The following is a 26,848-nucleotide window of genomic DNA, read 5'->3' as shown; positions in this document are numbered from 1 at the left end:
GGTCGATATCAAAGCAGCGACCAAGGCGAAGAATCCGCCCCGGAGTTGTCTCCCTCTTCTGTCCATCTGTACCTCTCAGCGGCGGTGCAGGAACCCGCCTTGGTGAGGCGGGGGTGTGGCGAGAAGCGCGGTCTGATCACATGTGGGGACACGCGTCGGCGGACGCCCTCAGCGAAGGGCGTCGGCGAGCGTGTTCACGACCTGTTGCTGCTGATCGGCGGTGATCTGCGGGTAGAGCGGAAGTGAAAGGATCCGGTCGGCGGCCTGCTCGGCATGCGGGAAGTCGCCGCGGCGGTGGCCGAGATGGCTGAACGCCGGGGTGAGGTGGACCGGGACCGGATAGTGCACACCCGCGCCGATGCCCTCCGCGTTGAGCTTGCCCGCTACCTCGTCGCGGCCTGGGCCGGCTCCGGTGACGCGCACGACGTACAGGTGCCACACGTGCACATTGCCCGCGTCGGTCGTCGGCAGCACCACGCGGCCGGCCGCCGCCAGGTCGGCCAGCAGCGCGTCGTACCGGGCCGCGGCGGCCCGGCGGGCCGCGTTGCCGGCGGCCAGCCGGGCCAGCTTCGCCCGCAGGACGACCGCCTGCAGCCCGTCGAGGCGGCTGTTGAAGCCGGCCACGTCATGACGGTACTTGGCGGTGCCGCCGTGGTTCGCGAGCGACCGCACCAGTCCGGCCAGCTCCTCGTCGTCGGTCAGCACCGCGCCCGCGTCACCGTAGGCGCCGAGATTCTTCCCCGGGTAGAAGCTGGTGGCCGCGATGCCGCCGCTGCCGGGAGAGCGGCCGTCGCGGGTCGCGCCCTGACTCTGCGCCGCGTCCTCGACGAGCCGGACATGGCCGGGCAGTCGGGCGGCCAGCTCCGCGGTGGCGGCGCACTGCCCGTACAGGTGGACCGGCACCACCGCGCGGGTGGCCGGTCCGGTGGCGTCCAGGGCGGCCTGGTGATCCATCAGCTGGGTGTCGGGCAGGCAGTCCACCAGCACCGGCCTGGCGCCGATCCTGGCCACCGCGCCCGCCGTGGCGATGAAGGTGTTGGCGGGCAGCACCACCTCGTCGCCGACCTCGACGCCGCTCGCGCGCAGGGCCAGTTCGAGGGCGTCGGTGCCGTTGGCGACGCCCACACAGTGCGCGACCCCGGCGAAGCCCGCGTACTCGCGCTCGAACTCCCGGACCTCCTCGCCGCCGATGAACGCGGTCGCGGCCAGGACGCGTTCGAAACCCGCCCGTACGTAGTCGGCGACCTCGGCGTGCGCCGCCTTGAGGTCCACCAGCGGAATCTGGTTCATATGACTGGGCTCTCCATCCGTTCGGCCGGCCGCGGGCCGACGTCGACACCATCGGCGCGTATCTCGTCCAGCGCCGGTACGTCCGCCTCGCGCAGCCGGTGGGCGGGGCTGCCGATCCAGACCTCACCCGGCGGCACATCGCGGAGCACGGTGCTCCCCATTCCGATCAGCGACCACGCGCCGACCACCGTGTACTCGCGGACCAGGGAGCCCGCGCCCACATAGGCCCCGCGCTCCAGCCGTGCGCCCCCGCCGAGCCGGACACCGGAGGCGAGGGTGGCGAAGTCCCCGACCACGTCGTCATGGGTGAGGACCACATGCGGCATCACGGCCACATGCGCGCCCACCCGCACGGCGGCAGTCAGGACACTGTGCGCGAGGAGAACCGAGCCCGGACCGACGGCCGAGCTCGCCGAAACCGCCGCGCTGGGGTGCACCACCGTGGCGTAGCGGTGCTCGGGCAGCCCCAGCCGCCGCACCAGGCGTGCCCGGGAGGCGTAGTCCCGGGGGTTGCCGACGCAGACCACGACCTGCGCCCCGGGCAGTTCGTGCACCAGGTCGCAGCCGCCGAGCACGGGCACGCCGTCCACCTCGGTGCCGTGCAGCGCGGGGTCGTCGTCCAGATGCCCGAGCAGCCGCGGACCTCCGGCGCCGGCGGCACGGACGGCCTGTGCGGTCTCCCGCGCGAAGCCGCCCGCGCCGACGATGAGCAGCCCGCTCATCGTCGCGCCTGTTCGCGGAGCACGGCCACCACCCGGTCCTGCTGGGCCTCGGTCATCGTGTGGAACAGGGGCAGGATCAGCGAGTCACGGCTGATCCGCTCGGTGACCGGCAGCGGCGCCGAGGGATGCCCCTCGTAGGCGGGTTCGAGGTGCGAGGCCATGATCCCGCGCCGGGCGGAGATCCCGGCGGCGGCGAGCGCGGCCAGCAGCCCGTCCCGGCTCACGGGGAAGTCCTCGGCCGGCAGCACCCAGTACGACTGGAAGTTGCCCTGCCCGTGGGCCGGGTCGCGGACCGGGGTGAGACCGGGGACGTTGTGCAGCAGGGCCTCGTAACGGGCCGCCAGGGCGCGGCGGCGGGCCACCATCTCGTCCAGTTTCCCGAGCTGGACCAGGCCGACCGCGGCCTGGATGTCGGTCATCCGGTAGTTGTAGCCGACCTCCAGGTAGCTCTCCAGGATCGGCTTGCTGCTCGCGTGCCGCTGCGCGGCGGACGCGTTCATCCCGTGCTCGCGCAACCGGCGCAGCCGCTCCGCCCACCGCGCGTCGTCCGTGGTCACCATGCCGCCCTCGCCCGTGGTGATGACCTTGCGGGGGTGGAAGGACCACGCCGCGATCAGCGCGCCGTGCCCGACGGACTTGCCGCCCACGGTCGAGCCGATCGCACAGGCCGCGTCCTCGACCAGCGGGACGTCCCAGTCGGCGCAGGCGGCCCGCAGGGCGTCCACATCGGCCGGCACTCCGCCCTGGTGGACGACGAGGACCGCCTTGGTCCGGGGGGTCCGCACCGCGTCCACGGTGGCCGTCGTCAGATTGCCGGTGGCGCCCTCGACGTCGGCGAACACGGGTCGGGCGCCGACATACCGTACGGCGTTGGCGGTGGCGATGAACGACAGCGACGGGACGACGACCTCGTCGCCCGGTCCCAGGCCGAGGGCGACCAGCGCCAGGTGCAGGGCGGCGGTGCAGGAACTCACCGCGATGCCGTGCTCGGCGCCGACCCGCTCCGCGAAGGCGCGCTCGAACGCGGCGACCCGCGGTCCCTGGGCGACCCAGCCGGACAGCACCGCGTCGGCCGCCGCCCTGGCCTCCTCCTCACCCAGCCACGGCATCATCACCGGGACCCGGGAGAGCGAGGGCTCCGCCGCGGCGCTCATCGCGTGACCTGCTCGGCCTGCTCGGCCTGCTCGGCCTGCTCGGCCTGCGGGACCGCGTCGACGGCGCGTTCGGCGCGCCACCAGCCGACCAGGTCCCGCAGCCCCGTACGCAGGTCGATCTCCGCCCGGAAGCCCAGGCGTTCGGCGGCCTGCGAGGTGTCCGCGAGCCGCCGGGTCACCCCGTTCACCGCGCGGGCGGGCCCGTGCAGCGGCTCCGGGTCGGCGCCCATCGCGTCGAGCAGGCCGAGGGCGAGATCGCGCAGGCTGGTCTCGGTACCGCTCGCGACGTTGAACACCTCGTCGGTCAGATCCGATTCGGCGGCCAGCAGATTGGCCCTGGCGATGTCCCTGACGTCGACGAAGTCCATGGTCTGCGTGCCGTCGCCGAGGATCAGCGGCGGCTCTCCCGCCTCGATCCGCTCCATCCAGCGGATCAGCACCTCGGTGTACAGGCCGTGGATGTCCATCCGGGGCCCGTACACGTTGAAGTAGCGCAGCGCCACGTAGTCCAGGCCGTACATGGCGTGGAAGCTGCGCAGCATGCCCTCGTTGAAGGCCTTCGCGGCACCGTAGAACGTGTCGTTGTTGTACGGGTGGTGGCGCTCGGTCGTCGGGAAGGTCTCGGCCAGGCCGTAGACGGACGCCGAGGACGAGGCGATCACCTTGCCCACTCCGGCGTCGGCCGCCGCCTCCAGCACATTGAACGTGCCGTCGACCATGACCTCGTTGGCCAGCCGGGGTTCCTCCGCGCACTGGGTGATGCGGATCGCGGCGAGGTGGAACACCAGGTCGGCGCCCTCGGTGGCCTTCCGTACGGTGGCGGCGTCGCGGATGTCGCCCTCGACGACCTCCACGACTCCGCTGCCCAGCGCCTGGGCGAGGTTGGCCATCCGCCCGCGCACGAAGTTGTCGAGCACCACGATCTCGCGTGCGCCGTTGCCGGCCAGGAGGTCGACCAGGTTGGAGCCGATGGTGCCCGCCCCACCGGTGACCAGGATCTTCTTGCCTCGTACGCTGCTCAACTGAAGTCCCCCACTGAATCTGTGATGGTGTCGCCCCGAATCGTCAACGGCCGGCCCGCAGGCCGACGACGGCGCCGCGGAACTCAAGGCTCCGGGACGCCGCTTCCAGAATGTCCAGCACGCGCAGACCCGCCCGGCCGTCGGTCAGCGGCGCCCTGCGCTCCCGGATCGCGTCGGCGAACTCGTCGACCATGCTGCGCAGCGCTTCCTTCTCGCCGATCGCGGGCGCGATCATGTCGCCGGACCGGTAGGAGATCAGCATGTCCCGGCGTTCGTCGGCGCCGATCTCCTGGGGAGCGGCCAGGTCCACCCCGCGGTCGAAGATCGCGACGCGCTGCGCGGGGTTGAGGTCGTCCCAGATCAGGGTGCGCTTGGCGCCGCCCACCATGGTGGTTCGCACCTTGACCGGTGACAGCCAGTTGACGTGTACGTGGGCGATGGCCCCCGTGTTGAGCTGGAGCGTGAGATACGCGACGCAGGCCTGCCCGGCGCCGATCGGGTCGGCGCCGTGCGCTGCGACGGCAACGGGCTCGACGTTGTCGGGCAGGATGAAGTCGAGGATCGACAGGTCGTGCGGAGCCAGGTCCCACATGACGTCGATGTCCTTCTGGACCAGCCCGAGGTTGATCCGGATCGAGTCGACGAAGTGGATCTCGCCGAGCTCCCCGGAGCGGACCAGTTCCCGGATGCGGCCCACAGCCGGGGTGTAGCAGTAGGTGTGGTCGCACATCAGGGTGAGCCCGCGCTCCTCGGCCTCCGCCACCAGGCGTGCCCCGTCCGCGTAGGTCGCCGCCAGCGGCTTCTCCACCAGCACGTGCTTGCCCGCGCGCAGGGCGGCCAGCGCGATGTCGAGGTGCGTCCCGGCGGGCGTGGCCACGGCGACGGCGTCCACGGACGGGTCGGCGAGCACCGCCGCGTAGTCCGAGGTCGCCCGGACCGTGGAGTAGCCGCCGAGCACCCGCTGCGCCCGCGCCACGTCCAGGTCGCACAGCCACCGCAGCCGGAACCGGGGGCTGGACTGGAAGTTGCGGACGAGATTGGGGCCCCAGTAGCCGGCGCCGACGACGGCGACACCCAACGGTGCTGCCGGGTCCGGCTCCCGACCGGGAGCGCTGGTGTCCGTCACGGCGTTCGACTTCCCTTCGTCCTGAATCCTGTTGTCCCGCATGTCAGTACGCCCCCGTTCCCCGGATCACTGCCGAACCCGTACGGATGAGGATCAACAGGTCCAGTCCGAGCGACCAGTTGTCGACGTAGCCGAGGTCGAGGCGGACCGCCTCGTCCCACGGCAGGTCCGAGCGGCCGCTCACCTGCCACAGGCCGGTGAGGCCGGGCTTCACCAGCAGCCGGCGTTTGACCTCCGGGGTGTACGCGTCCACCTCCTCGGGCAGCGGTGGACGCGGGCCGACCAGCGACATGTGGCCGCTGAACACATTCATCAGCTGCGGCAGTTCGTCGAGCGAGTAGCGGCGCAGCGCCGAACCCACCCGGGTGATCCGCGGATCCCGCTTCATCTTGAACAGCAGGCCGTCGCTGTTCTCGTTGAGGTGCGCCAAATCCGCCCGGCGCTGCTCCGCGTCCTGCCGCATCGTGCGGAACTTCAGCATCGTGAAGTGGTCGCCGTACAGACCCACCCGCCGCTGCCTGAACAGCGCGGGCCCCGAACTGTCGAGGCGGACCACCAGCGCGATCGCGATCATCAACGGCGCCAGCACCAGCAGCAGTGCCGTGGCCAGCGCCCGGTCCAGCAACTCCTTGGGCAGCCGGGAGGCCCGCGACAGCGTCGGCGCCTGTACGTAGGTCAGCGGCACCCCGTTGGTGGTCCGAGTCGCCAGCCGGGAGGCGGCCACATCGGCCAGCGTGGGCACCAGCAGGAAGTCGGCCCCCTGGGCGGCCGCCGTCCAGGACATCCGGCGCACCACGGTGGCGTCGAACTCAGGAGCCGGCAGGACCACCAGGGCGTTGCTGCCCGTGGCACGGATAACCCCGGACAGATCGCTGACACCGCCGTGGACCGACAGCCCCAGCTTCTTGATCGCCTGCGCGTTCTCCGGGTCGGTCAGGCACACCCCGGCGACCCGCAGCTCCTGTACTCCGCTGCGCCGCAGCACCGCGATCAGTTCCGCGACACCGAGTGACGGCCCGACCAGGAGCGTGGTGCGCTGGTCACGGCCCTGCGCCCAGCGCCTGTGCAGCCGGCGGCGGAGCACATACCTGCTCAGCAGGGCGATCGCGGCAGCGGGTGCCGCCGCCATCATCATGTCGTGCAGGAGCCCGGAGTCGCGTGCGAAGAACCAGTAGCCGCACGCGGCCAGGGCCGGCAGCGCGAGGGCTCCGCGCAGCACCCGCCGGTACTCCTCAGTTCCGAGGCCGAGGGCGCTGCGGTCGTACGCCCGGTGGGCGCACATGGCGATGATCCACGTCGGGGGCAGCCCCAGCGCCACGCCCCAGCGGCCGTAGGCCCCGTGGATCACGAATGCGGCGACTGCGGCCGCGAGGCCGTCGGCGGCCGGCAGGACTATTCGGTACTTGCGCTCCCACCGTCTTCGGCGTGCTTCCGGACTCCTGCGTTCCACAAGCTGCAGCTCATGCGTGACCTGCTCAATGGTCATGCCCCCCCCACCACGTGCTCGGCTCACCCCGCCCCAGCCCTCGGCGGTCCCTGGCCGTTACGTGCCAACCCCATGAGGCACGAGAGCGCTGAGGACACCGGTGGCACGGACGTGAGTAGTTGGTCTGATCCCCTGACCGAACGGTCCGGTCGACCAGCCGCAAGTGAAACCCCCCTGCAGCAGCGCCGGACTGGAGCCCCAGCGGTTCCCAACCGCCTCAGGCATCCCACCGAAACGGTCAATTCAGGGGTGGTTCCCCTGCCCAAACCGGTCCGGCGACGCTCAATCTAGACCATTGGGCGCGGTTACGGGAACAGTTCGGCGAAACACGCAGCGCAACCGGATTTCTGGCGCCATACTGCATCAGTGACGAGCATCGTGATCCCGGCTCACAACGAGGGACGAGTCATCGGCCGGCTTCTTGACTCGTTGCTGGCGGACACCTCCGAGGACGAGATCGACATCGTGGTCGTGTGCAACGGCTGCACGGACGACACCGCGCGGGTCGCGGGCGAGCGGGGCACCCCGGTCCGGGTGGTCGAGATCCCGACTCCCTCCAAACACGAGGCACTTCGGGTCGGCGACGAGCACGCGCGCGGCTTCCCCCGACTGTACGTGGACGCGGACGTGGTGATCGCGAGCGCGGACGTCCGGGCGCTGACCCGGGCCTTGACCGGCTCGCCGAAGATCCTCGCCGCGGCTCCCGAACGCAAACTCCCGCTGGCCGCGTGCGGTTGGCGGGTCCGCGCGTACTACCAGGTGTGGCAGCGGCTCCCGGCCGTGCGCGAGGGGCTGTTCGGCCGGGGTGTCATCGCGGTCTCCCAGGCGGGGCACGCGCGCATCGCCGCGCTACCGCCGCTGATGGCCGACGATCTGGCCGCGTCGCTCGCCTTCGCGCCGGACGAGCGGATGGTGGTCGAGACGGCACATGTGGTCGTCCACCCGCCGCGTACCTGGTCCGACCTGATCCGGCGGCGGATCCGGGCGGCCACGTCCACGGCCCAACTGGAGCACCACCAGGAAAAGTTCGAGGCGTCCATGGCCGAACGCACGCCCCGGACGAGCAAGGCGGATCTCAGGGCGGTGCTCCGCAAGGAGCCGAGGCTGTTCGCCGGCGTCGTGGTCTTCCTCGCGGCCGCCGTCGTCGCCCGTTCGGGGGCCAGGAAGGCCATCCGGGCACAGGACTTCGGCACCTGGCTGCGGGACGAGAGCAGCCGACAGGACTGATCCCGGAACAAAGTGCCCACTGCAGTGACCCGCGCCGCACGTTCGAGTACGCGTACGACCGGCAACTGGAGCCGCTGATCATGTATCTCGCCGACCGCTCGGCCCCCGCCGGGGCGGACACCGCGCCGGGCCGCATGCGTGGCCTGATACCGAGGGTCGCCCCGGTCGTGGTCGCGCTGGGCGCGGTCAGCCTGATCACCGACATCTCCTCGGAGATGGTCACCGCCGTCCTGCCGCTCTACCTCGTCGCGGGGCTCGGGCTCAGCCCGCTGGGCTTCGGCACGCTCGACGGCATCTACAACGGCGTCAGCGCACTCGTCCAGCTCGCCGGCGGTCAGCTCGCCGACCGGCTGCGCGACCACAAGCTGATCGCCGGGCTCGGCTACGGCCTGTCCGCCCTGTGCAAGCCGCTGCTGCTGCTTGCCCACAGCCTCGGCCCGCTGGGCGTGGTGCTGGCGCTGGAACGTACCGGCAAGGGCCTGCGCACCGCGCCGCGCGATGCGCTGATATCCCTGTCCACGCCACCGGAGTCCCAGGGGCGGGCGTTCGGCGTACACCGGGCGATGGACACCACCGGTGCGATGCTCGGCCCGCTCGCCGCCTTCCTGATCCTGCGCGCCGCGGCGGACGGCTACGACGCCGTGTTCGGCGTCAGCACCTGCGTCGCCGTCCTCGGTGTACTGGTGCTGGTGCTGTTCGTGCCGGGGAAGCCGCGCGGACGGCGGGACCTCGATTCGCCGGAGACCGGGACCCCGGCCAAGCGGCCCGTCGGCATGCGGGACGCGCTGGCCCTGCTGCGCCTGCCGCGGCTGCGCGCGCTGACCGTGTGCGCCGTGCTGCTCGGCCTCACCACCGTCAGCGACGCCTTCGTCTACCTGCTGCTCCAACGCCGGGCCGGCCTCGCCGACCAGTGGTTCCCGCTGCTGCCGCTCGGCACCGCCGCCGTGTTCCTGCTGCTGGCCGTCCCCCTCGGCGGCCTGGCCGACCGGGTCGGGCGGCGCGGCGTGTTCCTCGCCGGCCATGTCGGCCTGCTCACCGGCTACGCACTGCTGCTGTGGGCGCCCGCCACGCCGGCCCTGCCCTACCTCGTGCTCGCGCTGCACGGCACGTTCTACGCGGCCACCGACGGCGTGCTGCCGGCCGCGGTCGCCGACCTCGTGCCCGAGCGACTGCGCGCCAGCGGCCTCGCCCTCGTCGGCACCGGTCAGGCGCTGGCCCGCTTCCTGTGCTCCCTCGCCTTCGGCGCCGCCTGGACCGCCTGGGGCGACGCTCCCGCCCTGGCCGCCTCCGCCGCCGGCCTGCTGTGCTGCGCTGCCGTCGCCGGCGTCGTCCTGCGTCCGACGGGCGGACCCCGATGACCTGCGCCGCGCCCCTTGAGCCCGCTCCCGTCCCGACGCCCACGAGGACCCCGATGACGCCGCTGCGCCGCCTGCTCGTACTCGCCACGGCGGTCCTGGTCCTCGCGGGCCTGGGCACCGGGTTCATCCTGCACGCCGCCTCGCGCGCGGCGCAGAAGAACCAGGCGCAGGCGGGCGGGCCGGCGGTCAGCGCGGGCAAGGTGACGCTGGCCCCGGCCAAGCGCCTGGCCTTCGTCAATGCGGCCTCGGGCCCGCACCGCACCGAGGTCGCCGCGGTCCCGGCCGCCGACCCGGCGGCCGGGCGGACCGCGTCCGGGCTCAAGTGCCAGCGTTTCTACGCCGCCGCGGGCACCGGCGTGTGCCTCCAGTCCAGCCCCGGCGTGCTCAACCAGAACAACCGCGCCCTGGTCCTGGACGCCAACCTGCACACCCTGCGCAGCTTCGCCCTCGCGGGCACCCCCAGCCGCGCCCGGGTCTCGCCCAGCGGCCATCTGGCCGCCTGGACCGTCTTCGTCGGTGGCGAGTCCTACGCCTCCGCCTTCTTCTCCACCCGCACCTCGATCGTGGACACCCGCACCTGGCGGCTCACGCCGAGCCTGGAGACATACGCGATCCTCCTGAACGGCAAGCACTACCACGCCGCCGACATCAACTTCTGGGGCGTCACCTTCGCGGCTGACGACGACACCTTCTACGCGACCCTCGGCACCGCCAACCGCACGTACCTCGTCCGGGGGTCCCTCTCCCGACGCACCGTCACCACCCTGGTCCAGAACGTCGAATGCCCCTCCCTGTCCCCCGACGGCACCCGCATCGCCTTCAAGAAGCGCGTCATGACCGGCGCGGCCCTGTGGCACGAGTCCGTACTCGATCTCCGTACCCTCCACGAGACCCCGCTGGCCGAACACCACAGCGTCGACGACCAGGCCACCTGGCTCGACAACCGCACCCTCGCGTACGCCCTGCCCACCAACGGCAAGGTCGGCAGCAGCGACCTGTGGAGCGTCCCCGCCGACGGCACCGGCACCCCCCACCTGCTGATCCCGGGCGCCTCCTCGCCGGCCCCGTTGTGAGCGAGCCAGAGCCGGCAAAGTCGCAGACATCCCCACAGGGCCCCGCAGGGAGGACAGAAAGGCTGTTCTCCCTAGGAGAGCGGCGGCTTGAGCCAGGGGACTTCGCTGCGCCCCCCTCATCGCGTCCCCCGGCGCAGTAGCAAGGATTGCGGAGTGGGCCCGGTCCAGTGTGGCGATGACTTCTACCTGGTGGAGCATGACGCCGGAGCGCTTCTCCAGCCGAAGCCGCAGTGGCAGCGCCGCGTCTGCGCCGCAGGCAGGGCTGGCGTTACCCCATTGGCGGCAGCTCTCGATATATAGGCGTCGGCCTCCGCCCGGCGGAGCGGAGAGGCACTATAGGTAGTTGATTGATTACACTCCGCGATAGCATGGTCTGTCGCTGCTTGCCGGGCCGTGCCTTCCGTCCGCTGCCCATCCCCACTGAGAGGGCTTTGATGACCACATCCGCCTGCGGCCGTCGCCCGGACCGGGCCGGTCTCTGTTCGGGCCTCGGGGCGCCCCTCCCGCTTGAGAGCGCCGGCGCCGCCACTCGCCATGTCGGCGCTCCTTCCGGCCGCGGGGAGTTCGCATGAGTGCCGCGAACCCCTCCCCCGCCGACGGGCCCAGCGGTTCCCGGGCCACGCCCGCCAGCCGGGGGGAAGCGGTGGCCGTCTGGGCCGACGGCCGGCTTGGCCTCTTCGGCATCGCCAAGGCGAACCTGCGCAAGATTTTCCCGGACCACTGGTCCTTCCTGCTCGGTGAGATCGCCCTCTACTCGTTCGTCATCATCATCCTGACGGGTGTGTACCTCACCCTGTTCTTCACCCCGAGCATGGGGGAAGTCGTCTACCACGGCTCCTACGCCCCGCTGAACGGCGTCCGGATGACGGAGGCCTATGCCTCCACGATGAACATTAGCTTCAACATCCGCGGCGGCTTGCTCATCCGGCAAATCCATCACTGGGCGGCGATCGTCTTCGTGGCCGCCATGCTCGTGCACATGATGCGGGTCTTTTTCACGGGCGCGTTCCGCAAGCCCCGGGAGCTCAACTGGGTCTTCGGAGCCCTACTGCTGATCTCCGGGATGTTCGACGGGTTCATGGGTTACTCGCTGCCGGACGATCTGCTCTCCGGCACCGGTGTCCGTTTCATGGAGGGGGCGATTCTGTCCGTCCCGGTGGTGGGCACCTACCTTTCGATGTTCCTCTTCGACGGGGAATACCCCGGTACGGCCATCATCCCGCGGCTGTTCACCCTCCATGTGCTGCTCATCCCGGGCATCATGGCAGGACTGTTGGTGGCACACCTGATGCTGGTCTTCTTCCACAAGCACACCCAGTGGCCGGGCCCCGGCCGGACCGAGAGGAACGTGGTGGGGTCGCCGCTTATGCCCGTCTACATGGCGAAGGCCGGCGGGTTCTTCTTCCTGGTGTTCGGGGCACTTTCGGTCTTGGCCGCGGTGGCCCAGGTCAACCCGATCTGGTTGTACGGCCCGTACCGCCCCGACCAGGTGTCCACCGACGCCCAGCCGGACTGGTACATGGGCTACTCCGAGGGTCTGATCCGGATCATGCCGGGCTGGGAGATCAACGCCTGGGGCCACACTCTGGTGCTGGGCATCTTCATCCCGTTGGTGGTCTTCCCTCTGGTCCTGGCGGTGCTGTGGTCCTACCCCTTCGTCGAGGCCTGGATCACTGGCGACCGGCGCGAACACCACATCCTGGACCGCCCCCGAAACGTCCCGGTCCGCACTGCCTTCGGTGCGGCCTGGATCTCGCTGTACATGGTCCTGCTGATCGGTGGCGCCAACGACCTGTTCGCCACCCGGTTCCACCTGTCACTCGAGGCGGTCACCTGGGCCGTCCGGATCGGCTTCTTCGCGGTTCCCGTGCTGGTCTTCGTGATGACCAAACGCATGTGCCTCGGCCTGCAGCGCCGGGACAGGGACAAGCTGCTGCACGGCCGTGAGACCGGCATCATCAAGCGGCTCCCACACGGCGAGTACGTCGAGGCACACGAGCCGCTGTCGCCTGCCGAGCGGTACACGCTCACCGCGTACCAGCAGTACCAGCCGGCCCAGCTGCCCCCCGCGGTTGACGAGAACGGAGTGGTACGCAGGCCCGGCCTGCTCGCCAGGGCTCGTGCCAAGCTCTCCGAAGACTACTTCGGCGAGAACAATCAGATCGTCAAACCGACAGTCGAGGAGTACAAGGAGGCCACCAGCGGCCACGGCCACCACTGATCGCCGCTGGAACCGCTGACAACGACGGCAGCGTCAGGGTCCGCGCCGAGCACCGCTCGACGCGGGCCCGCCCTTGTCCCGTGCGCGTAACCGCAGACGCGGGCAGAGCGGCGAGGCGCTACTTCGAGGGCGCAGGATGCCGCAGAGTCAGGGCGTCCCGGCCGGCAGCGTCCACTGGTCCACGAGACGTCTGGCCCGGGTGACGTCCTTGGCGAAGACCAGCACCAGAAAGCGCCACTGCGGCCGGGCCGCCGTGCGCTGCCCATCCAGGCAGGGAGCCGTCGTTGACCGGATCCCCACGACATCGAGGAACTCGCGGACCTCCCGCGCGGCGGCCGGGGTAGCGACGCGCGCCACCGGGAGCAACAACCCGTAGGGCAACGGTTGCGACCGCCTTCGCCGGGGCCATGCGCGCACACCCGCCACGTCTCACCTCTGGTACTACCGCAGGGACAAATAAGACAAATAACTAGCTTCCCCCTCATTACGCTCCCCACCATGGGCATGTAACCACAGAGCGTGCATCGCAACACCGGGTTCCGGCTGTATGTCTTCAGCCGTGTCCGCCGGGTAGGCACCGCCGAGGCAGCTAGCAGGCAGCAACGCCGCTGATCACGCGGAGACGTGACCGGACCCGGGCCGATGAGCGGGCAGCCCACCAGAACGGTTGCCGATTGAGCGCAACGAGTGATCGGCACCCGGTCGAGTGCCGGCGAACAGGTGCGAAGCACGTGGTGCTCGTGTCGTCCATTACCCCGGGGACACCTCACGGCCCGCTGGATGGACGGCTCGGGGCGGAGGGCACCGATCGCGACGGGGCCAGGGTGGCGCCGCGACCCTCGAGCGGATCGATGAGCGGGCTAGGGTGTTCGCCGAAATCCCCAGGTACTTCGCCGCGTTCTGCACACTCAGAAACGCTGTCTCAACAGTGGGTTGTGTCTGGTTGCGTATCGCGAATCTCCGGGGTGAGAACGTCGTCACTTTGGCAGGCAGGCGTATCTCCCGCCGATCACTCAGCGGGAAATTCTGACCACTTCCGGCGGGAGGATCAGATCCGGAGAATCATGGGTTTGGCCCGGCCGTGATGCTGTGGTAAATAGCGGTCCGCGCGCCATCGGCCATATGCCGCTCGTCCTCCGCGAGCACCCCGATCTCGCCCGCATAGACGCCTACCTCACCGAGACACCCCGCGCCCGCACCCGCCGCTTCGCAGCACTTCACCCCGCCGAGCAACAGCTCCGCGGGCGGTACCACGTGCGGGAGAGTCATCGGTGAGCGCCATCTGCCCTGGACGTGACAGGCAGGGTGGTCGCGTCAGGTGCGCCCTACGACCCGAAAGAGGAACGAATGCGACCGAATGTTTTGACGAGGACACTCGTCAGTGTCACTGCCGTCGTCGGGATTGCCGCCGGGAGTCTGGCGGGTGCGGGCGCCAGCTTCGCGGCGTCCGCGCCGGCCTCGAAGTCGGCGGCGAGCTCCGAGGCTGTCGTCCCGCTCGCGGTGAACAACCTCGGCCTGAGTTCTGCGCAAGCCAAGAAGGTCCAGCGCTGGCTGAAGAAGTACTGGGGCTACACCGGCGCGATCGACGGGAAGCTGGGCACCAATAGCTGGAAGGCGTTCCAGCGCGAACTCAAGAGGGCCTACGGCTACACCGGCAAGATCGACGGAATCGTCGGAAGCGGCACGGTGAAGGCGTTGCAACGCCAGCTGAAGGCCAACTGGGGCTACACCGGCAAGATCGACGGAATCGCCGGATCGGGGACCCGGGCCGCGTTCAAGCGGTTTGCCGACGGCTAATAGTGTCCTGGTCTGCAGTTGGGTGGTTGCTTCGTGAGTCGAGTCCTGCATCGCGTTCGGGCAGCTGGTAGCGATGAGTCAGACAGCCGCGTTGTCCTGGGGACATGGGCGATACCGGACTGGAACCGCTGGAGCTGACCGCCGTCGAGCGGCGCGCCCTGGGCGGCGCGCCGATCGACCGCGCAGGTAGTGATGTTGGCCATCCCGCCGCCGTCACCACCTTTTTCTCCTTCTTCGACAGAAAGATCCTTTCCCGTGGTCGTCGCCCGCTCCGTCGCGCTGTTCGTCGTCGCCGACCTCTTCGAGATCGGTGGGGCCTGGCTGGTCTGGCAGGGCGTCCGTGAACACCGGGGCTGGATCTGGATCGGTGCCGGGGTCATCGCACTGGCCATCTACGGCTTCGTGGCCACCCTCCAGCCCGATGCCGATTTCGGGCGCATCCTGGCCGCGTACGGCGGGATCTTCGTCGCCGGGTCACTGGTCTGGGGCTGGGTCGCCGACGGCTACCGTCCCGACCGTTTCGACATCGTCGGCGCCGTGGTCTGCCTCGCCGGGATGGCCGTCATCATGTACGCGCCGCGCGGCCACTGATCCGGCGTGCTGCCGCCCCTCGCCGGCATGGCGAGGGGCGGCAGCGGGCCCTGCATGGCCTGGGAGAGCAGGGGCTGGCTCACCGCTGAGGTGTGGGCCGAGCGTCTTGGCAGGAGCCGGAATGAGCATCCGGCCGGTGGGCTCGGCGCGACGGGGTTTGCCGAACGGTTGGGTGGCTATGAAGGGGCCGATCAGCGTCTGTTACCGGGCTTGGACAGCAGCGGTCGATCAGTGAACTCGGGAGTATCGATCGATGAGCGACCCCTCTCCGTCAACCTCCGTGGCAGACTTGCGACATGAAGATCGCAGAGGCGGCTCGCGGTGAGTGACGCGCGGTCGGGCGGTGCCCCCACCGCTTTGCGCATGGTGCTCGGAAGGCGGCTCCAGGACCTGCGGGAAAAGGCCGGACTGTCCTACGAGCAGGTCGCACACTCGCTCGATGTCACGCATGCCACCGTCCGCAGGATGGAGAAGGCCGAGGTCGGCCTGAAGATCCCGTACGTCGAGAAGCTGCTCGGCATGTACGGGATCTCCGCAGACGAGATCAGCGATTTCCTGGCGTTGGCCCGGCAGGCGAACCGACCCGGTTGGTGGCACCGTTACCGCGATGTTCTGCCGGACTGGTTCAGCGTGTATGTCAGCCTGGAGGGCGAAGCCAGCTCCATTCGGGCCTACGAGCCCCACTACGTCCCCGGGCTGCTGCAGACCGAGGACTACGCCCGCGCGGTGCTGCGAGCCGGCCTTCCGCACGCGCCGGACGCGGACATCGAGCGCAGGGTGGGACTGCGGATGGAGCGTCAGTCACTGCTCACCCGGCCAGACCCGCCTCTGCTGTGGGCAGTGATGGACGAGGCGGTGGTGCGCCGTCCGATCGGTGGCCCCGACGTCATGCGCGCGCAGATCGGCCGCATGATCGAGTGCGCTGCGATGCCGAACGTCCTGCTCCAGATCGTCCCGTTCTCCGCAGGACCGCATCCCGCGATGTACGGACCGTTCCACGTCCTCCGGTTCCACATCCGCGAACTGCCGGACATCGTCTGCGCCGAGAACCTGGTCGGCGCCGCCTACTTCGACCAGATCAACGATGTCTCCACGTTCCTGGAAGCACTGGACCGGATGTGCGCGCAGGCCGCGCCGCCCGACAGCACCGAGGCCATCCTCGACGGCATGCGCCCGGCGAACTGAACTACCCACCCACGAAAGACCACCGGAGGACCGCGTGAGCGACCAGGGCTTCCCCGCCGCCGAGATCGACACCAGCAAGCCGCACCCGGCCCGAATGTATGACTTCTACCTTGGTGGCAAGGACCATTACGAGATCGACCGGGCGGCCGCCTCCCATGTCGTGTCCGTCTTCCCCGGCATCAAGACCTGCGCGCAGGTCAATCGGCTGTTCATGCACCGCGCGACCCGCTGGCTGGCCGCAGAGGCGGGCATCCGTCAGTTCCTCGACATCGGCACCGGTATCCCGACCGAGCCGAACCTCCATCAGATCGCTCAGGGCGTCGCCCCGGATGCCAAGATCGTCTATGCCGATAACGACCCGATCGTCCTCACCCACGCCCGGGCGCTGCTGCGCAGCACCGCCGAGGGCCGCACGGCTTACATCCATGCCGATGTGCGGGAGCCCGAGTCGATCCTGACCGCCGCCGAGTTGCACGCCACGCTCGACATGAGCCGGCCGGTGGCGCTCTCTCTCAATGCTCTGCTGCACTTCGTCCCGGACGAGTTCAAGCCGTACGACCTCGTCGCAGCTCTGGTTGACGCCCTGCCCTCGGGCAGTTACCTCGTCATCTCGCACTGCACTCCGGATTTCGCCCCCGAGACGTGGGAGAAGGTCATCGACGTCTACCGCAGCGGCGGCATATTTGCGCAGGTGCGCTCCGCAGGCGAAATCGCACGGTTCTTCGATGGTTTGGAACTCCTCGAGCCGGGCGTGGAGGTGCCGCACCGCTGGAAGCCCGACGCCGACCAGCTCCTGACCGACGTCACGGACGCCGAGGTTTCCCTTTACGTGGGCGTGGCCAGGAAGCGCTGAGCGGATCTTTTACACCGCCCGAGCCAGGTGTCCGGCGCCGCGCGGACCTCGACGCCGGGGACCGTTCACGAGGAGTTCGATGCGGCGGCGAAAGGGCCGCAGCATCACCTCGATGTGTTTCGCTGACCTTGGTCGCCTGGTGCGCGCACTACGTACGGCGTGGCACCGAGGTGACTGAGCTGGGCGCCGGAGCCCGCTGCGTGCCCGGTCCGGCGGGATCTTCCGGGGACTCACGGGGAACCGCAGTGCCAGTCGCGCTCCGGCCCAGGTCAGGGACTTCCCAGGTCAGCTGCCATGCGCGTACGAGATCTTCCGAATTAGGGCTCCAGTGCGTCGGCGGCGTCGGTGATCAGTTGGAGTACCTCGGCCAGCTTGCGGGTACGTGCGACGTCGTCAACCAGCGACGTCAGCGGGTTCTGCGCCGCGACCACTCGGTACCCGGCTCGGTGCAAGCCGGGGATGACGTGCCGCCAGTGCGAGCCGTCAGCAAACGCACCATGCACCAAGACAATGTTGATCTTGTCCGCCATGACGCTTCCTTCTCAGACGGGTGCCGTGCTGTCCCGAGCGAGCAGGTATGGGAACGAGTGTCGGTGTCTACGTCACGCGGATTGCCTCTGCTACTACCTGCTTGGTTGCAGAGTCCTCAGGCCCAGGCCTTGGGCGACGCGCGCGCCGAGGTCGGGATCCACTTTCGTCCAGTAGTTGGTGACCGCGCGCTCCTGGATGAAGGGCTCCACTCCCTGGCTCAGGTGCCAGACGATGTTGTCGACCAGGTGGTCGCGGTCGGTCGGCGTCATCACCTGGCGGTAGAGCGTGCCGGGCTGGATGAAGTCGTTGTCGTCCTTGTGCGCCTCGTAGGCCGTGCGCATGATCTCGGCGGCCTCAACAAACCAGCTCGGATCGCGGTAGCGCTGCGGATCGGCCTTGGGCCCGCCGTAGCTGTTGGGCGCGTAGACCGGCTGGTTCCCATTGTGGTCGTAGCGCATCGGGCCGTCTTTATTGTAGTTGTGCACCTCGTCGAGTGGGCGGTTGACCGGCAGCTGCTCATAGTTCGGGCCGGTGCGATAGCGGCTCGAGTCGGCGTAGGCGAACATCCGCCCCAGCACCATTCGGTCCGGGCTGGGCCCGATGCCGGGGACAAAGTTCGCCACGTCGAACGAGGCCTGCACAATCTGGGCGAAGAAGTTCTCGGGATTGCGGTCGAGTACGAAGCGCCCGACGGTGATCGGCGGGTAGTCCTCGTGCGGCCAGACCTTGGTCACGTCGAAGGGGTTGAAGCGGTAGTTGGCCGCGTCCTCGTAGGGCATGATCTGCATCTCGAGGCGCCAGGACGGGTAGTCGCTGCGAGCGATCGCGTCCCGCAGGTCGCGCCGGTGGTAGTCGAGGTCCTCGGCGCGCATGGCCCTGGCCTCGGCGTCGGTGAAGTTCTGGATGCCCTGCTCGGTCTTGAAATGGTATTTGACCCAGAACTTCTTACCCGCGGCGTTCTCCCACATGTACGTGTCGCTGCTGTAGCCGTTCATGTGGCGCCAGTTACGCGGCGTGCCGCGGTCGCTCATCAGGATCGTCACCTGGTGGGCCGACTCCGGTGAGAGCGTCCAGAAGTCCCACTGCATGTTGTTGCTGCGCAGGCCGCTGTCGGGCATGCGCTCCTGTGAGTGGATGAAGTCGGGGAACTTCATGGGGTCACGCACGAAGAAAACCGGCGTGTTGTTGCCGACGAGGTCGTAGTTGCCCTCCTCGGTGTAGAACTTCAGAGCGAAGCCGCGTACGTCGCGGTCCGTGTCCGGGTAGCCCTCTTCGCCGGCCACCGACGAGCAGCGGACCAGCATCGGCGTGCGCTTGCCAACCTCATTGAGGAAGGCGGCCTTGGTCCACTCGGTGACATCGGCAGTGACCTCGAAATAGCCGAAGGCGCCGCCGCCCTTGACGTGGTACACGCGATCGGGAACGCGCTCGCGGACGAAGTGGGCCAGCTTCTCGATCAGGTAGGCATCCTGCAGCAGGACGGGGCCGCCGGCCGCGACCGTGAGCGAGTACTCGTCGCTGGCAACGGGACAACCGGCATCCGTGGTGGTTAGTGGTTGATTGCTCATCTCTTTCTCCTCTCTGGTCGAGGTAGACCTGGCGTTTACACGCGTCGACTGACACATGCAGTAGTCTCCGCGAGCCAGCTACTCGGGCCAGGAACTGTTCAGGATGACCTCGACGAAGTCGATGCGCTGGAAGCCGGGCACGAAGTGGGCCAGCACATCGGCGTTCACGGTGCCAAAGGTTGTGTCTGGCCGGTCCTTGAAGCCGTCCGTGAAGGCCTCCAGAATCCGGCGCTTGAAGTCGGGTCGCGGGTGCGCGTCGGTGACGGCTTCGAGCGCCGCGGGATCCAGGTCGTCACGGCCGATCCCGAGCACATCAGTCTCCACACCCGCGGTGACCAACGCGATCTCGGGCTCCATGAACTCCGGAACACCGGGCGTTGTGTGTAGGGCGATCGCCGTCCAAACCCGGCGGACATCGTCAGCGCCGACCCCGTGCTCGGTAAGGAACCGACGCGCCTCGTTCGCACCGTCGATCTCGAAGCGCTGATGAGTGGTCCGGTATGTCTGAGTCAGACCAAGGTCGTGGAACATCGCTCCGACGTAGAGCAGTTCCGGGTCGGGCTTCAGCCCGCGCCGTAGCCCTTGCAGCATCCCGAAGAGGTAGACCCTGCGCGAGTGGTCGAACAGCAGCGGCGGCTCAGCTTCGCGGACCAGTGCCGTGGCCTCGGCCGCCAGCCGCGTATCGGGGATTTCGATGCCTGCGATCTTCTCGCTCACGACTGATTCCCTCCTCCGCTCGGTCCCAGGGACGCGCGTGCACGCCGTGCCTACGGAGCCAAACTCGAAGGTACCGATTCCAGTGGGCAGCAAGCGTGGCGCTCACCCTGGTCTCACCAGACAAGTATTTCACTTTTGTGGGCAACTGTCCTTGGCAGCGAGCAGCCCACAACGGCCTCGTCCCGCGCGGAGCGCTGTGAGTCCTGACCAGGACATCCGGTCTCGTCCAGGTCAGGACTCGTCAACCAGCTAGCCTCGAAAACGTGTACGAGATTCCGCCGGATCCAGAACGCCCCCGGGTGATCCGCCTCTACCTGCAGATGCAGATCGCCGCAGTCGACGCCAAGATCCAGAAGATCGAGGCCGGTGCCGTCGGCTCCGCCCGTGGCCGGTCAGGTTCCCGGCCGCTGCGGTTCGGAGTTCGCCAACGGGGTGTCGATCTCGGCCAGCGAACGGAAGAGCTTGGCGTCCAGGGGGTAGTCCCAGGTGGCGATCTCGATCCGGCGGCCGTCGCGCCAGGCGAAGGCCGTGTGCATGATGCGTGGGTCACCCCAGGCGAATCAGCTCTGCCCGAAGGACTTTCGAGGGACTTTTTGGCAGCTAACGTGGCAAGGCTCTGAAAGATCAGAAAGGGCCTCCGACACAGGTCAGAGGCCCTTCTTCAGGCAAACATGCTGGTGGCGGCGGACGGGTCGGCCTGTACGCCGGATATCATCAAGAATTGGCATATTCGCAGGTCAGAGCATGTTCGAGGTGAGCCCGGGTCGAATCGGTGTCGAATTCACCCTTGGACTGGTCAGGCCGCCTGCGTGGTGGCGTCACCGCTCAGCGACAGGACCGTGACCTGCGTAAACTCCCGCGACGATGGACACAGAGGACGATATTTTCATATCGTCCAGATCGGCCTCCCAGCACGGGCGGCAGCCTGGGCAAGCATCGACCGGTCGGCAGAGCAGTGGGTGGGCGTCAGCCCGGCGGAACGGTGACACGGCAGCGAGATCAAGATCTCTGCCTGGTCGGCTACCATGGTCAGCACGGCAGACGAGCCGAGCGGACGGCCGCGTTAGGACCCCGGTCCTGCCGAGGAACGTCCGGACTCCATAGGGCAGGGTGGTGGCTAACGGCCACCCGGGGTGACCCGCGGGACAGTGCCACAGAAAGTAAACCGCCGGGGCCGAAAGGCACCCGGTAAGGGTGAAACGGTGGTGTAAGAGACCACCAGTGCCCAGGGTGACCTGGGCAGCTAGGTAAACCCCACCCGGAGCAAGGTCAAGAAGGGGCCACCGTCAGGCGGCCCTGCGCGGACGTTCGAGGGCTGCCCGCCCGAGTCCGCGGGTAGACCGCAAGAGGCCGGCGGCAACGCCGGTCCTAGATGGATGGCCGTCAGCCGGCCGGCCGCGAGGCCGACCGGTCAACAAAATCCGGCGTACAGCTTGACTCGTTCTGCCGGGCCAGGGGTTTCCCCTGCTAAGGGCCTCTGACCTCGGTCGGGGGCCCTTCCCGTTCCTTCGGGGACTTGCTGCGTTAGGCGGCGAAAACTCTCAGCCGGTCCCCCTCAGTCGGATGTCACGGTTCCAGGCGTCGCTCCTGCCGGTGGGAGTCGTCTTGCGGATGGTGTCGTAGCAGCGCCAGAACCAGTTGCCGTTCGTGCGGCGCCGGATCTCGATGCTCGTGCCTCCGCACCTGGCGCATTTAGAGGCCGCGCGAAGACCTCGGCGTTGAGGTGGGCCAATAGTTTGCGAGCGAAGTACGCGCCGTGCATGGTCAGCATCACCTCCCGGGTCCAGCTCTGCGAGAGCGCGTTGAGGCTGCCGAGCATCACCGTCCGCTCGTCGATCACTACGACCTTCTGATGCACGGACTGCCGTTCAAGAGCGTCACCAACCGGATGCGGGTTCCGGAGATCAAGGACCTGCTCCTGCTGCTGGGCGCAGAGATCGAAGAGCTGCCCGGGCAGAGCGAATGCCTCGACCCGACCAACACCGACGACCCGCTGACCCTCTTCCACCAGGCGCTGTCCGAACCCGGCAGCACCTACCTGCACACCGACCAGTACTACAACCCCCGCAACACCGACGCGCACGCCGCCGGCACCGGCCCGGAGATCATCAAGGACCTGGACGGCCGGGCACCGCACTGGTTCGCCGCCTGCGTGGGCACCGCCGGCTCCTCCACCGGCGTGGCCAGGGTGCTGCGCGAGCACGACCCGGAAGTGAAAGTCGTCGGACTGGTCGCGCACAAGTCCGACTTCATCCCCGGGATCCGCACCATCGACGAGGTCCACGAGGTCGGACTCTTCGACCCGGCCACCTACGACACGATGGAGTCGGTGACCTCCGACGAGGCCATCGCCGGCATGCTGACGCTCGCCCGCCGCAGCGGCATCCTGGCCGGCCCCACCGGCGGCGCAGCCTACTTCGGGACCGTGCGCCACCTGCGCGAGGCCGACGCCGCGCTGACCGAGCGCGCGTCAGCAGTCTCCATTGTCTGCGACCGCATCGAGAGCTACCTCGGCTACGTCAAGCAGCGCCGCCCGACCTGTTTCACCGGCCGCCCCGCAAGAACTCGGTGGCGGATCTGTCCGATGCCGAGATACGCGCGGCCACGGTCATCGACGCCCAGGAGGCCCAGCAGTGGATCGGTCGGGAGCGGCCCCTGGTGGTCGACCTGCGGAGCCCGTTCGCGTACGCCGCGCTGCATCGAGGGGTCCATGAACATCGTCGACGAGCTGTTCGACGAGCTCGTACAAGGCGGGCTGCCCTTCAGCAAGAAGCAGCCTGTTCTGCTGGCATGTCCCGTCGGCGAGAAATCCGCCCGGTACGCCGCCGCGCTGCTGACCCGCATGGGGCATTTCGATGTCCGCAGCCTCGCCGGTGGCATCATCGCGTGGCGCGACGCGGGCGCACCGCTGGTCCGGGACTGACGGCATGACCGCCATGACGGCCTACGGACGCGACGCGGCCCTCCCCGAGGACTTGACCCGGTGGCAGTGCTCCCTGCGCGCCCAGTTCCCGATCATCACCGGTCACGCGGAACTGGCCTACCTGGACAGCGCGGCCACGGCCCAGAAGCCGCAGGCCGTACTCGACGCCGTCCAGACCCACCTGACCTCGGCCAACGCCAACGCCGGCCGAGGCACCTACCCATGGGCCAACGCCTCGACCGCGCTGGTGGAACGGACCCGAGACCGGATCAAGGACTTCCTCGGCGACCCGGACCCGGAGCACTCCAGCGTCCACTTCACCAGCGGCACCACCGAGGGACTGCGCACCATCGCCCGCGACTGGCTCCCCGCACTTCTGGCAGACGGCGACGAGATCGTCGTCCCGTTCGCCGACCACCAGGCCAACCTGTCCCCGTGGCTGGAGGCACAGCAGCTGCTGAGCCGGCAGGGAGTGCGGGTCCGGGTGCGGAAGATGCCGTACCAGAGGTCGTCCGGCGACTACGACCCGGGTGGCGCTGGCGGAGTCGGTAGGCCCCCGGACCCGCTTCGTCGCGGCCACCCATGTGCACCACGTCTACGGCCAGAACATGAACGTCCAGCGCATCCGCGGGGCGGTGGGCCCGGATGTGCCGGTCTGCCTGGACGCCGCCCAGAGCATCGGCCACCTGCCGGTGTCGATGGCCGGCCTTGATATCGACTTCGTGGTCTTCTCCGGGCACAAGGCCTTGGCACTGCCCGGCTCCGGGGCCATCTGGGCCCGTCAGGCACGCGGGCCACGCGGACGCCGCCCGCTACGTCGACACGGTGATCGGCGAGGACGCCTGGACCGAGGCCCTGGCGCTGGACCGCCCCCTTGATGCGGCCGTCTCCACCACCGCGCTGCACTACCTCCCCCAGGACACTCTGCGGCGGACCTACGCACAGCTCGCGACGCTGCTGCGACCCGGGGGAGTCCTCGTCAACGGCGACCACCTCCTCCAGGACGGTGCCAAGCCCTCCCGGATCGCCGCCCACATCGGACACCGCCGGGCCGAGCGGCAGCAGGCACTCACCCACGACGACTGGGAGTCCTGGTGGACCGCCGTGGCGGACGACCCCGAACTGGCCGATCTGCTCGCCGAACGCCGGCACCGGCAGCCGACGCCCGGGCCCGGCAACGGCAATGGACTGACCCTGTCCCATCACACCGAGCTGCTGCGCCAGGCGGGATTCGAACACGCCGTTCCGGTCTGGCAGTTCGGCAACAGCTACGTCCTGGTCGCGCTCCGATAGCTCAAGCAGGACGATAAACGCTCACCGGCGAAGCCGGTGAGCGTTTATCGTGATCCAGCTGCGGTATCACCACGAGGACTTGGTCACTCCTGGGAGGAATCCCGCGTGGGCCTGCTCGCGCATGCGCACCCTGGACCGTCCGAACTTGCGCAGATGACCGCGGGGCCGGCCGTCGGCGCTGTCGCGGTTGCGTACCCGGGTGGCACTGGCGTTGCGCGGCTGGCGGCGTAGCTCCTGGAGAGCGGCCAGGCGTTCGGCCTCGGGGGTGGCGGCGCTGCGGATGATCTTCTTCAGTTCCGCGCGGCGTGCCGCGTACCGCTCGACGGTCGCCTTGCGCTTCTCGTTCTGTGCGATCTTGCTCTTCTTCGCCATCAGACCTTCCCTCCGCGCGCTCGGATCCGGGCCACGGCGGCCTCGATCCCGATGCTGTCGATGGTCTTGATCGCCTTCGCGCTGAGAGTCAGCCGTACGTAGCGGCCCTCACTGGGTACCCAGTAGCGCCTGCGCTGGATGTTGGGGTCGAAGCGGCGGGGGGTGCGCCGGTGGGAGTGGGAGATGGCGTTGCCGAAGCCGGGCTTGGTGCCGGTCAGTTGGCAGTGGGCGGACACGGGTGACCTGCCTTCGCTGTCAGGGATCGTATTGGAAACGGATGTCATTTCCAATATAGTGCCATCATGGCTCGCAACGAACTGCGCCCGATCATCAAGCTCCGGTCCACGGCGGGGACCGGCTACACGTACGTCACCCGCAAGAACCGCCGCAACGACCCTGACCGCCTGACCCTGCGCAAGTACGACCCGGTGGCCCGCCGGCACGTCGACTTCCGCGAAGAGCGCTGAGGAGGCCCCTGAATGAAGCCCGGAATCCACCCCGCGTACGGACCTGTCGTCTTCCGCGACAAGGCCGCCGACTACGCCTTCCTGACCCGGTCCACCGCCACGGGCGACAAGACGATCGACTGGGAGGACGGCAACACCTATCCGGTCATCGATGTCGAGATCTCCTCGGCGAGCCACCCCTTCTACACCGGCACGGCACGGGTCCTGGACACCGCCGGACGCGTTGAGCGCTTCGAACGGCGCTACGGCCGGCGCGAGGCCCGCTGATGGAGGCGACCGGGAAACTGCCCGTCGTCATCGTCGGCGGCCTGCATTCCGAGGCCCGCGGGGAGGTCGTAGAGCGGCTCCTGCGGAGCGTCCCCGGCAGCATGGCCCTGCACCACGACCTGTCCACGGCGGCCGAGGGCACAGTGCGGCGCACCGTGCGCGACGCCTCGGGCGAGCTGAGCGTCGGTGAGACCGAACTCGTCAACGACTGCGCCTGCTGCGCGCTGCGCGAGGACCTGGTCCCGGAGCTGGAGCGGCTTGCCGCCGACGGCTTTGCCAGGCTCGCCGTCGTCGAGCTGTGGGACTCCGTCGAGCCCCAGACAATGGCCGAGGTCATCACCGCCCACGGCGGTGACGCACTGGACCTCACCTGTGTGATGACGGCCGTCGACCCCGCACTGCTCCTGCCCTACCTCGGCAACGGCGACGACCTGGCGGAGGTCGGGCTCGCCACTGCCCGCATCGACCGGCGGACCGTCGCCGACACCTGGGCACGGCAGTTGGAGTACGCCCCCGTCCTGGCCCTCGTGGCCGGTGAGGAGGCGGACCAGGCGGACACCGCGCTGCTGGCGCAGCTGCATCCGACGGCCCGTCACGTGGCCGTCGGCTCGGGCGCACTGGCGGAGGCCGCCTTCGCCGGATTCGATGTCCAAGCCGCCGCCGGCCGGCAGGATCCGGCGTGCGCTCTCCTGCCGCAGGAGGCGGACGATTGCGGGGTCAGCACATTCGTCTGGCGGCGGCGCAGGCCCTTCCACCCGGAACGTCTCTATGCGGCGCTGGAGGATCTGGCCTGCGCCGCCGCCCGCAGCCGGGGCCGCTTCTGGCTGGCCGACCGCCCGGACACCCTGCTGTCCTGGGAGGCTGCGGGCGGGGCGCTGTGCGTGGAAAGCGCCGGCCCGTGGCTGGCCTCACTCCCGGACGCGGCCTGGGAGATGGTCCCGCCCCTGCGCCGGGCGGCAGCGGCACTGGACTGGCATCCCGAGCACGGGGACTGCTGCCAGCACCTCGTCTTCACTTCCCCCGGACTCGACCGCCAGGGCCTGGCCGAGCTCCTCGACTCGTGCCTCCTGACCGACGCCGAGTACGCCGGAGGACGCACGGCATGGCAGCACCTGCCGCCCGCCTTCGACTCCCTCCTCGACCCAGTCCCGTAAAGGCTCTCGTAAAGGCAAGGACCCCATGGCCCAACACGGCAACCGTTCCGTCAAGCCCCGTGCCACCAGGCCCAACCCGCTCGACGCGGCGAGGATCACCTATATCGACTACAAGGACATTGACCTGCTCAGGAAGTTCATCTCCGATCGCGGCAAGATCCGCAGCCGACGGGTGAGCCGCGTCACCGCCCAGCAGCAGCGGCAACTGGCCCGCGCTATCAAAAACGCCCGCGAGATGGCACTGCTGCCCTACTCCTCCGCGAAGTGAGCGTCCGATTACCACCCGGCAGGAGGTGGCACTCGGACCATGGCTCCCCGGGAACAGGAAGGCGACACAGCCAGGGCCCCAACGCGGGCTTCGACCGTCCGGGTCGCCGTCGTCCAGGAGTTCAACGACGGTGACCCGCCGAACCGGGCCGGTGGTGGCCAACGCCGGCCCGGCCGCGCTGCT

At 69.1% G+C, this 26,848-nt stretch carries 27 protein-coding genes, 1 other RNA gene and 2 pseudogenes; 17 read left to right on the top strand and 13 right to left on the bottom strand.

The genetic code is table 11. The features are described 5' to 3' along the window. Positions 1 to 168: 168 nt before the first annotated feature. Genes FCI23_RS05160 through FCI23_RS05135 form a run of 6 tightly spaced genes read right to left on the bottom strand, consistent with a single transcriptional unit; the run spans position 169 to position 6,800 of the window. Positions 169 to 1,290 (bottom strand): DegT/DnrJ/EryC1/StrS family aminotransferase, encoded by a 1,122-nt coding sequence (locus tag FCI23_RS05160; RefSeq protein WP_136722221.1) that lies wholly within the window; start codon positions 1,288 to 1,290, stop codon positions 169 to 171. Beyond that, positions 1,287 to 2,012, bottom strand: a complete 726-nt coding sequence (locus FCI23_RS05155) for a NeuD/PglB/VioB family sugar acetyltransferase (protein ID WP_136722220.1) — start codon at positions 2,010 to 2,012, stop codon at positions 1,287 to 1,289. The genes FCI23_RS05160 and FCI23_RS05155 overlap by 4 nt, the downstream gene beginning before the upstream one ends. Then, complete coding sequence (locus FCI23_RS05150; protein ID WP_211265211.1) at positions 2,009 to 3,166, bottom strand: DegT/DnrJ/EryC1/StrS family aminotransferase; 1,158 nt, start codon at positions 3,164 to 3,166, stop codon at positions 2,009 to 2,011. Before FCI23_RS05150 ends, FCI23_RS05155 begins: the two co-directional genes overlap by 4 nt. Further along, positions 3,163 to 4,188 (bottom strand): NAD-dependent epimerase/dehydratase family protein, encoded by a 1,026-nt coding sequence (locus FCI23_RS05145; RefSeq protein WP_136722219.1) that lies wholly within the window; start codon positions 4,186 to 4,188, stop codon positions 3,163 to 3,165. Before FCI23_RS05145 ends, FCI23_RS05150 begins: the two co-directional genes overlap by 4 nt. Before the next feature lie 43 nt (positions 4,189 to 4,231). Next, a complete protein-coding gene (locus FCI23_RS05140; protein ID WP_136722218.1) occupies positions 4,232 to 5,314 on the bottom strand; it encodes a Gfo/Idh/MocA family protein in 1,083 nt (360 codons plus the stop codon). Between the two features lie 43 nt (positions 5,315 to 5,357). Then, on the bottom strand, positions 5,358 to 6,800 hold the full coding sequence (locus tag FCI23_RS05135; RefSeq protein ID WP_136722217.1) for a sugar transferase: 1,443 nt from the start codon (positions 6,798 to 6,800) through the stop codon (positions 5,358 to 5,360). A gap of 366 nt (positions 6,801 to 7,166) precedes the next feature. On the opposite strand from FCI23_RS05135, the gene FCI23_RS05130 reads away from it, so the two are divergent. From FCI23_RS05130 to qcrB, 4 genes are all read left to right on the top strand, one after another. Further along, the gene (locus tag FCI23_RS05130) at positions 7,167 to 8,027 is read left to right on the top strand and encodes a glycosyltransferase (protein ID WP_136722216.1); all 861 of its coding nucleotides are present in this window, start codon (positions 7,167 to 7,169) and stop codon (positions 8,025 to 8,027) included. Positions 8,028 to 8,107: 80 nt separating this feature from the next. Beyond that, positions 8,108 to 9,385 carry an MFS transporter gene (locus FCI23_RS05125; RefSeq protein ID WP_211265210.1) on the top strand — a complete coding sequence of 426 codons (1,278 nt, stop codon included), beginning with the start codon at positions 8,108 to 8,110 and terminating at the stop codon, positions 9,383 to 9,385. A gap of 53 nt (positions 9,386 to 9,438) precedes the next feature. Continuing rightward, the gene (locus tag FCI23_RS05120; RefSeq protein ID WP_136722215.1) at positions 9,439 to 10,458 is read left to right on the top strand and encodes a TolB family protein; all 1,020 of its coding nucleotides are present in this window, start codon (positions 9,439 to 9,441) and stop codon (positions 10,456 to 10,458) included. A 568-nt stretch (positions 10,459 to 11,026) separates the two neighbouring features. Further along, on the top strand, positions 11,027 to 12,679 hold the full coding sequence (qcrB, locus tag FCI23_RS05115) for a cytochrome bc1 complex cytochrome b subunit (RefSeq protein WP_136722214.1): 1,653 nt from the start codon (positions 11,027 to 11,029) through the stop codon (positions 12,677 to 12,679). Positions 12,680 to 12,826: 147 nt separating this feature from the next. Here the strand turns inward: qcrB and FCI23_RS05110 are convergent, their stop codons facing one another. Further along, positions 12,827 to 13,036 carry a hypothetical protein gene (locus FCI23_RS05110; protein WP_136722213.1) on the bottom strand — a complete coding sequence of 70 codons (210 nt, stop codon included), beginning with the start codon at positions 13,034 to 13,036 and terminating at the stop codon, positions 12,827 to 12,829. Positions 13,037 to 13,801: 765 nt separating this feature from the next. Here FCI23_RS05110 and FCI23_RS56160 point away from each other — a divergent pair. The 5 genes from FCI23_RS56160 (at position 13,802) to FCI23_RS05090 (ending at position 17,105) form a co-directional block, all read left to right on the top strand. Next, positions 13,802 to 13,954, top strand: coding sequence for a hypothetical protein (locus FCI23_RS56160; protein WP_169316677.1), 153 nt, complete (start codon positions 13,802 to 13,804; stop codon positions 13,952 to 13,954). 72 nt (positions 13,955 to 14,026) lie between these two features. Further along, the gene (locus tag FCI23_RS05105; RefSeq protein ID WP_136722212.1) at positions 14,027 to 14,476 is read left to right on the top strand and encodes a peptidoglycan-binding domain-containing protein; all 450 of its coding nucleotides are present in this window, start codon (positions 14,027 to 14,029) and stop codon (positions 14,474 to 14,476) included. A 255-nt stretch (positions 14,477 to 14,731) separates the two neighbouring features. Then, positions 14,732 to 15,067 (top strand): YnfA family protein, encoded by a 336-nt coding sequence (locus FCI23_RS05100; protein ID WP_136722211.1) that lies wholly within the window; start codon positions 14,732 to 14,734, stop codon positions 15,065 to 15,067. 321 nt (positions 15,068 to 15,388) lie between these two features. Continuing rightward, positions 15,389 to 16,252 carry a helix-turn-helix domain-containing protein gene (locus FCI23_RS05095; protein ID WP_136722210.1) on the top strand — a complete coding sequence of 288 codons (864 nt, stop codon included), beginning with the start codon at positions 15,389 to 15,391 and terminating at the stop codon, positions 16,250 to 16,252. 34 nt (positions 16,253 to 16,286) lie between these two features. Beyond that, positions 16,287 to 17,105: an SAM-dependent methyltransferase gene (locus tag FCI23_RS05090; protein WP_265737720.1), complete on the top strand. Its 819-nt coding sequence runs from the start codon at positions 16,287 to 16,289 to the stop codon at positions 17,103 to 17,105. 317 nt (positions 17,106 to 17,422) lie between these two features. Here FCI23_RS05090 and FCI23_RS05085 read toward each other — a convergent pair whose 3' ends face one another. The 4 genes from FCI23_RS05085 to FCI23_RS56155 all read right to left on the bottom strand — a co-directional run bounded on the left by FCI23_RS05085 (position 17,423) and on the right by FCI23_RS56155 (position 20,457). After that, positions 17,423 to 17,635, bottom strand: a complete 213-nt coding sequence (locus FCI23_RS05085; protein WP_211265209.1) for a lipase family protein — start codon at positions 17,633 to 17,635, stop codon at positions 17,423 to 17,425. Between the two features lie 93 nt (positions 17,636 to 17,728). Then, entirely contained in the window at positions 17,729 to 19,204 is a 1,476-nt protein-coding gene (locus FCI23_RS05080) for a catalase (protein WP_136722208.1), read from the bottom strand. A gap of 78 nt (positions 19,205 to 19,282) precedes the next feature. Continuing rightward, complete coding sequence (locus FCI23_RS05075; protein ID WP_136722207.1) at positions 19,283 to 19,921, bottom strand: HD domain-containing protein; 639 nt, start codon at positions 19,919 to 19,921, stop codon at positions 19,283 to 19,285. A 392-nt stretch (positions 19,922 to 20,313) separates the two neighbouring features. Continuing rightward, the gene (locus FCI23_RS56155) at positions 20,314 to 20,457 is read right to left on the bottom strand and encodes a hypothetical protein (RefSeq protein WP_169316683.1); all 144 of its coding nucleotides are present in this window, start codon (positions 20,455 to 20,457) and stop codon (positions 20,314 to 20,316) included. Between the two features lie 506 nt (positions 20,458 to 20,963). Between FCI23_RS56155 and rnpB the strand changes: the two genes are divergently transcribed. From rnpB to FCI23_RS05050, 4 genes and pseudogenes are all read left to right on the top strand, one after another. Then, an RNA gene (rnpB, locus tag FCI23_RS05070) (RNase P RNA component class A) lies at positions 20,964 to 21,366 on the top strand. Between the two features lie 407 nt (positions 21,367 to 21,773). Then, positions 21,774 to 22,844, top strand: a pseudogene (locus FCI23_RS05060) (pyridoxal-phosphate dependent enzyme); the annotation flags it as partial. 4 nt (positions 22,845 to 22,848) lie between these two features. Then, positions 22,849 to 23,644 (top strand): annotated as a pseudogene (locus tag FCI23_RS05055) (aminotransferase class V-fold PLP-dependent enzyme); the annotation flags it as partial. 25 nt (positions 23,645 to 23,669) lie between these two features. Next, positions 23,670 to 24,137, top strand: a complete 468-nt coding sequence (locus tag FCI23_RS05050; protein ID WP_136722206.1) for a class I SAM-dependent methyltransferase — start codon at positions 23,670 to 23,672, stop codon at positions 24,135 to 24,137. Between the two features lie 66 nt (positions 24,138 to 24,203). On the opposite strand, the gene rpsN is transcribed toward FCI23_RS05050, so the two are convergent. Together rpsN and rpmB are read right to left on the bottom strand one after the other, a co-directional pair. Next, positions 24,204 to 24,509, bottom strand: coding sequence for a 30S ribosomal protein S14 (gene rpsN, locus FCI23_RS05045; RefSeq protein WP_136722205.1), 306 nt, complete (start codon positions 24,507 to 24,509; stop codon positions 24,204 to 24,206). After that, positions 24,509 to 24,745 (bottom strand): 50S ribosomal protein L28, encoded by a 237-nt coding sequence (rpmB, locus tag FCI23_RS05040; protein ID WP_136722311.1) that lies wholly within the window; start codon positions 24,743 to 24,745, stop codon positions 24,509 to 24,511. The genes rpsN and rpmB overlap by 1 nt, the downstream gene beginning before the upstream one ends. 66 nt (positions 24,746 to 24,811) lie before the next feature. Between rpmB and rpmG the strand changes: the two genes are divergently transcribed. From rpmG to rpsR, 4 genes are read left to right on the top strand one after another with little or no spacing between them, the layout of a single operon-like run. Beyond that, complete coding sequence (rpmG, locus tag FCI23_RS05035) at positions 24,812 to 24,976, top strand: 50S ribosomal protein L33 (protein WP_127355271.1); 165 nt, start codon at positions 24,812 to 24,814, stop codon at positions 24,974 to 24,976. A 12-nt stretch (positions 24,977 to 24,988) separates the two neighbouring features. Then, entirely contained in the window at positions 24,989 to 25,243 is a 255-nt protein-coding gene (locus tag FCI23_RS05030) for a type B 50S ribosomal protein L31 (protein WP_136722204.1), read from the top strand. Further along, positions 25,243 to 26,397 carry a CobW family GTP-binding protein gene (locus FCI23_RS05025; protein WP_136722203.1) on the top strand — a complete coding sequence of 385 codons (1,155 nt, stop codon included), beginning with the start codon at positions 25,243 to 25,245 and terminating at the stop codon, positions 26,395 to 26,397. The genes FCI23_RS05030 and FCI23_RS05025 overlap by 1 nt, the downstream gene beginning before the upstream one ends. Positions 26,398 to 26,422: 25 nt before the next feature. Next, the gene (rpsR, locus tag FCI23_RS05020) at positions 26,423 to 26,665 is read left to right on the top strand and encodes a 30S ribosomal protein S18 (protein ID WP_136722202.1); all 243 of its coding nucleotides are present in this window, start codon (positions 26,423 to 26,425) and stop codon (positions 26,663 to 26,665) included. Positions 26,666 to 26,848 lie beyond the last annotated feature (183 nt).

Origin of the sequence: Actinacidiphila oryziradicis (assembly GCF_005047355.1) — a bacterium.
In the GTDB taxonomy this organism is placed as follows: Bacteria; Actinomycetota; Actinomycetes; order Streptomycetales; family Streptomycetaceae; genus Actinacidiphila; species Actinacidiphila oryziradicis.
The sequence above is the reverse complement of the archived record's forward strand: the minus strand, read 5'-3'. Positions and strand labels throughout refer to the sequence as shown.

Excerpts from the sequence above, each read along its gene's own strand:
- FCI23_RS05160 (WP_136722221.1), bottom strand. The coding sequence starts at position 1,290 with ATGAACCAGATTCCGCTGGTGGACCTCAAGGCGGCGCACGCCGAGGTC.
- FCI23_RS05155 (WP_136722220.1), bottom strand. The coding sequence starts at position 2,012 with ATGAGCGGGCTGCTCATCGTCGGCGCGGGCGGCTTCGCGCGGGAGACC.
- FCI23_RS05150 (WP_211265211.1), bottom strand. The coding sequence starts at position 3,166 with ATGAGCGCCGCGGCGGAGCCCTCGCTCTCCCGGGTCCCGGTGATGATG.
- FCI23_RS05135 (WP_136722217.1), bottom strand. The coding sequence starts at position 6,800 with ATGACCATTGAGCAGGTCACGCATGAGCTGCAGCTTGTGGAACGCAGG.
- FCI23_RS05125 (WP_211265210.1), top strand. The coding sequence starts at position 8,108 with ATGTATCTCGCCGACCGCTCGGCCCCCGCCGGGGCGGACACCGCGCCG.
- FCI23_RS05120 (WP_136722215.1), top strand. The coding sequence starts at position 9,439 with ATGACGCCGCTGCGCCGCCTGCTCGTACTCGCCACGGCGGTCCTGGTC.
- qcrB (WP_136722214.1), top strand. The coding sequence starts at position 11,027 with ATGAGTGCCGCGAACCCCTCCCCCGCCGACGGGCCCAGCGGTTCCCGG.
- FCI23_RS56160 (WP_169316677.1), top strand. The coding sequence starts at position 13,802 with ATGCCGCTCGTCCTCCGCGAGCACCCCGATCTCGCCCGCATAGACGCC.
- FCI23_RS05105 (WP_136722212.1), top strand. The coding sequence starts at position 14,027 with ATGCGACCGAATGTTTTGACGAGGACACTCGTCAGTGTCACTGCCGTC.
- FCI23_RS05085 (WP_211265209.1), bottom strand. The coding sequence starts at position 17,635 with ATGGCGGACAAGATCAACATTGTCTTGGTGCATGGTGCGTTTGCTGAC.
- FCI23_RS05080 (WP_136722208.1), bottom strand. The coding sequence starts at position 19,204 with ATGAGCAATCAACCACTAACCACCACGGATGCCGGTTGTCCCGTTGCC.
- FCI23_RS56155 (WP_169316683.1), bottom strand. The coding sequence starts at position 20,457 with ATGCACACGGCCTTCGCCTGGCGCGACGGCCGCCGGATCGAGATCGCC.
- rpsN (WP_136722205.1), bottom strand. The coding sequence starts at position 24,509 with ATGGCGAAGAAGAGCAAGATCGCACAGAACGAGAAGCGCAAGGCGACC.
- rpmG (WP_127355271.1), top strand. The coding sequence starts at position 24,812 with ATGGCTCGCAACGAACTGCGCCCGATCATCAAGCTCCGGTCCACGGCG.
- FCI23_RS05030 (WP_136722204.1), top strand. The coding sequence starts at position 24,989 with ATGAAGCCCGGAATCCACCCCGCGTACGGACCTGTCGTCTTCCGCGAC.
- FCI23_RS05025 (WP_136722203.1), top strand. The coding sequence starts at position 25,243 with ATGGAGGCGACCGGGAAACTGCCCGTCGTCATCGTCGGCGGCCTGCAT.
- rpsR (WP_136722202.1), top strand. The coding sequence starts at position 26,423 with ATGGCCCAACACGGCAACCGTTCCGTCAAGCCCCGTGCCACCAGGCCC.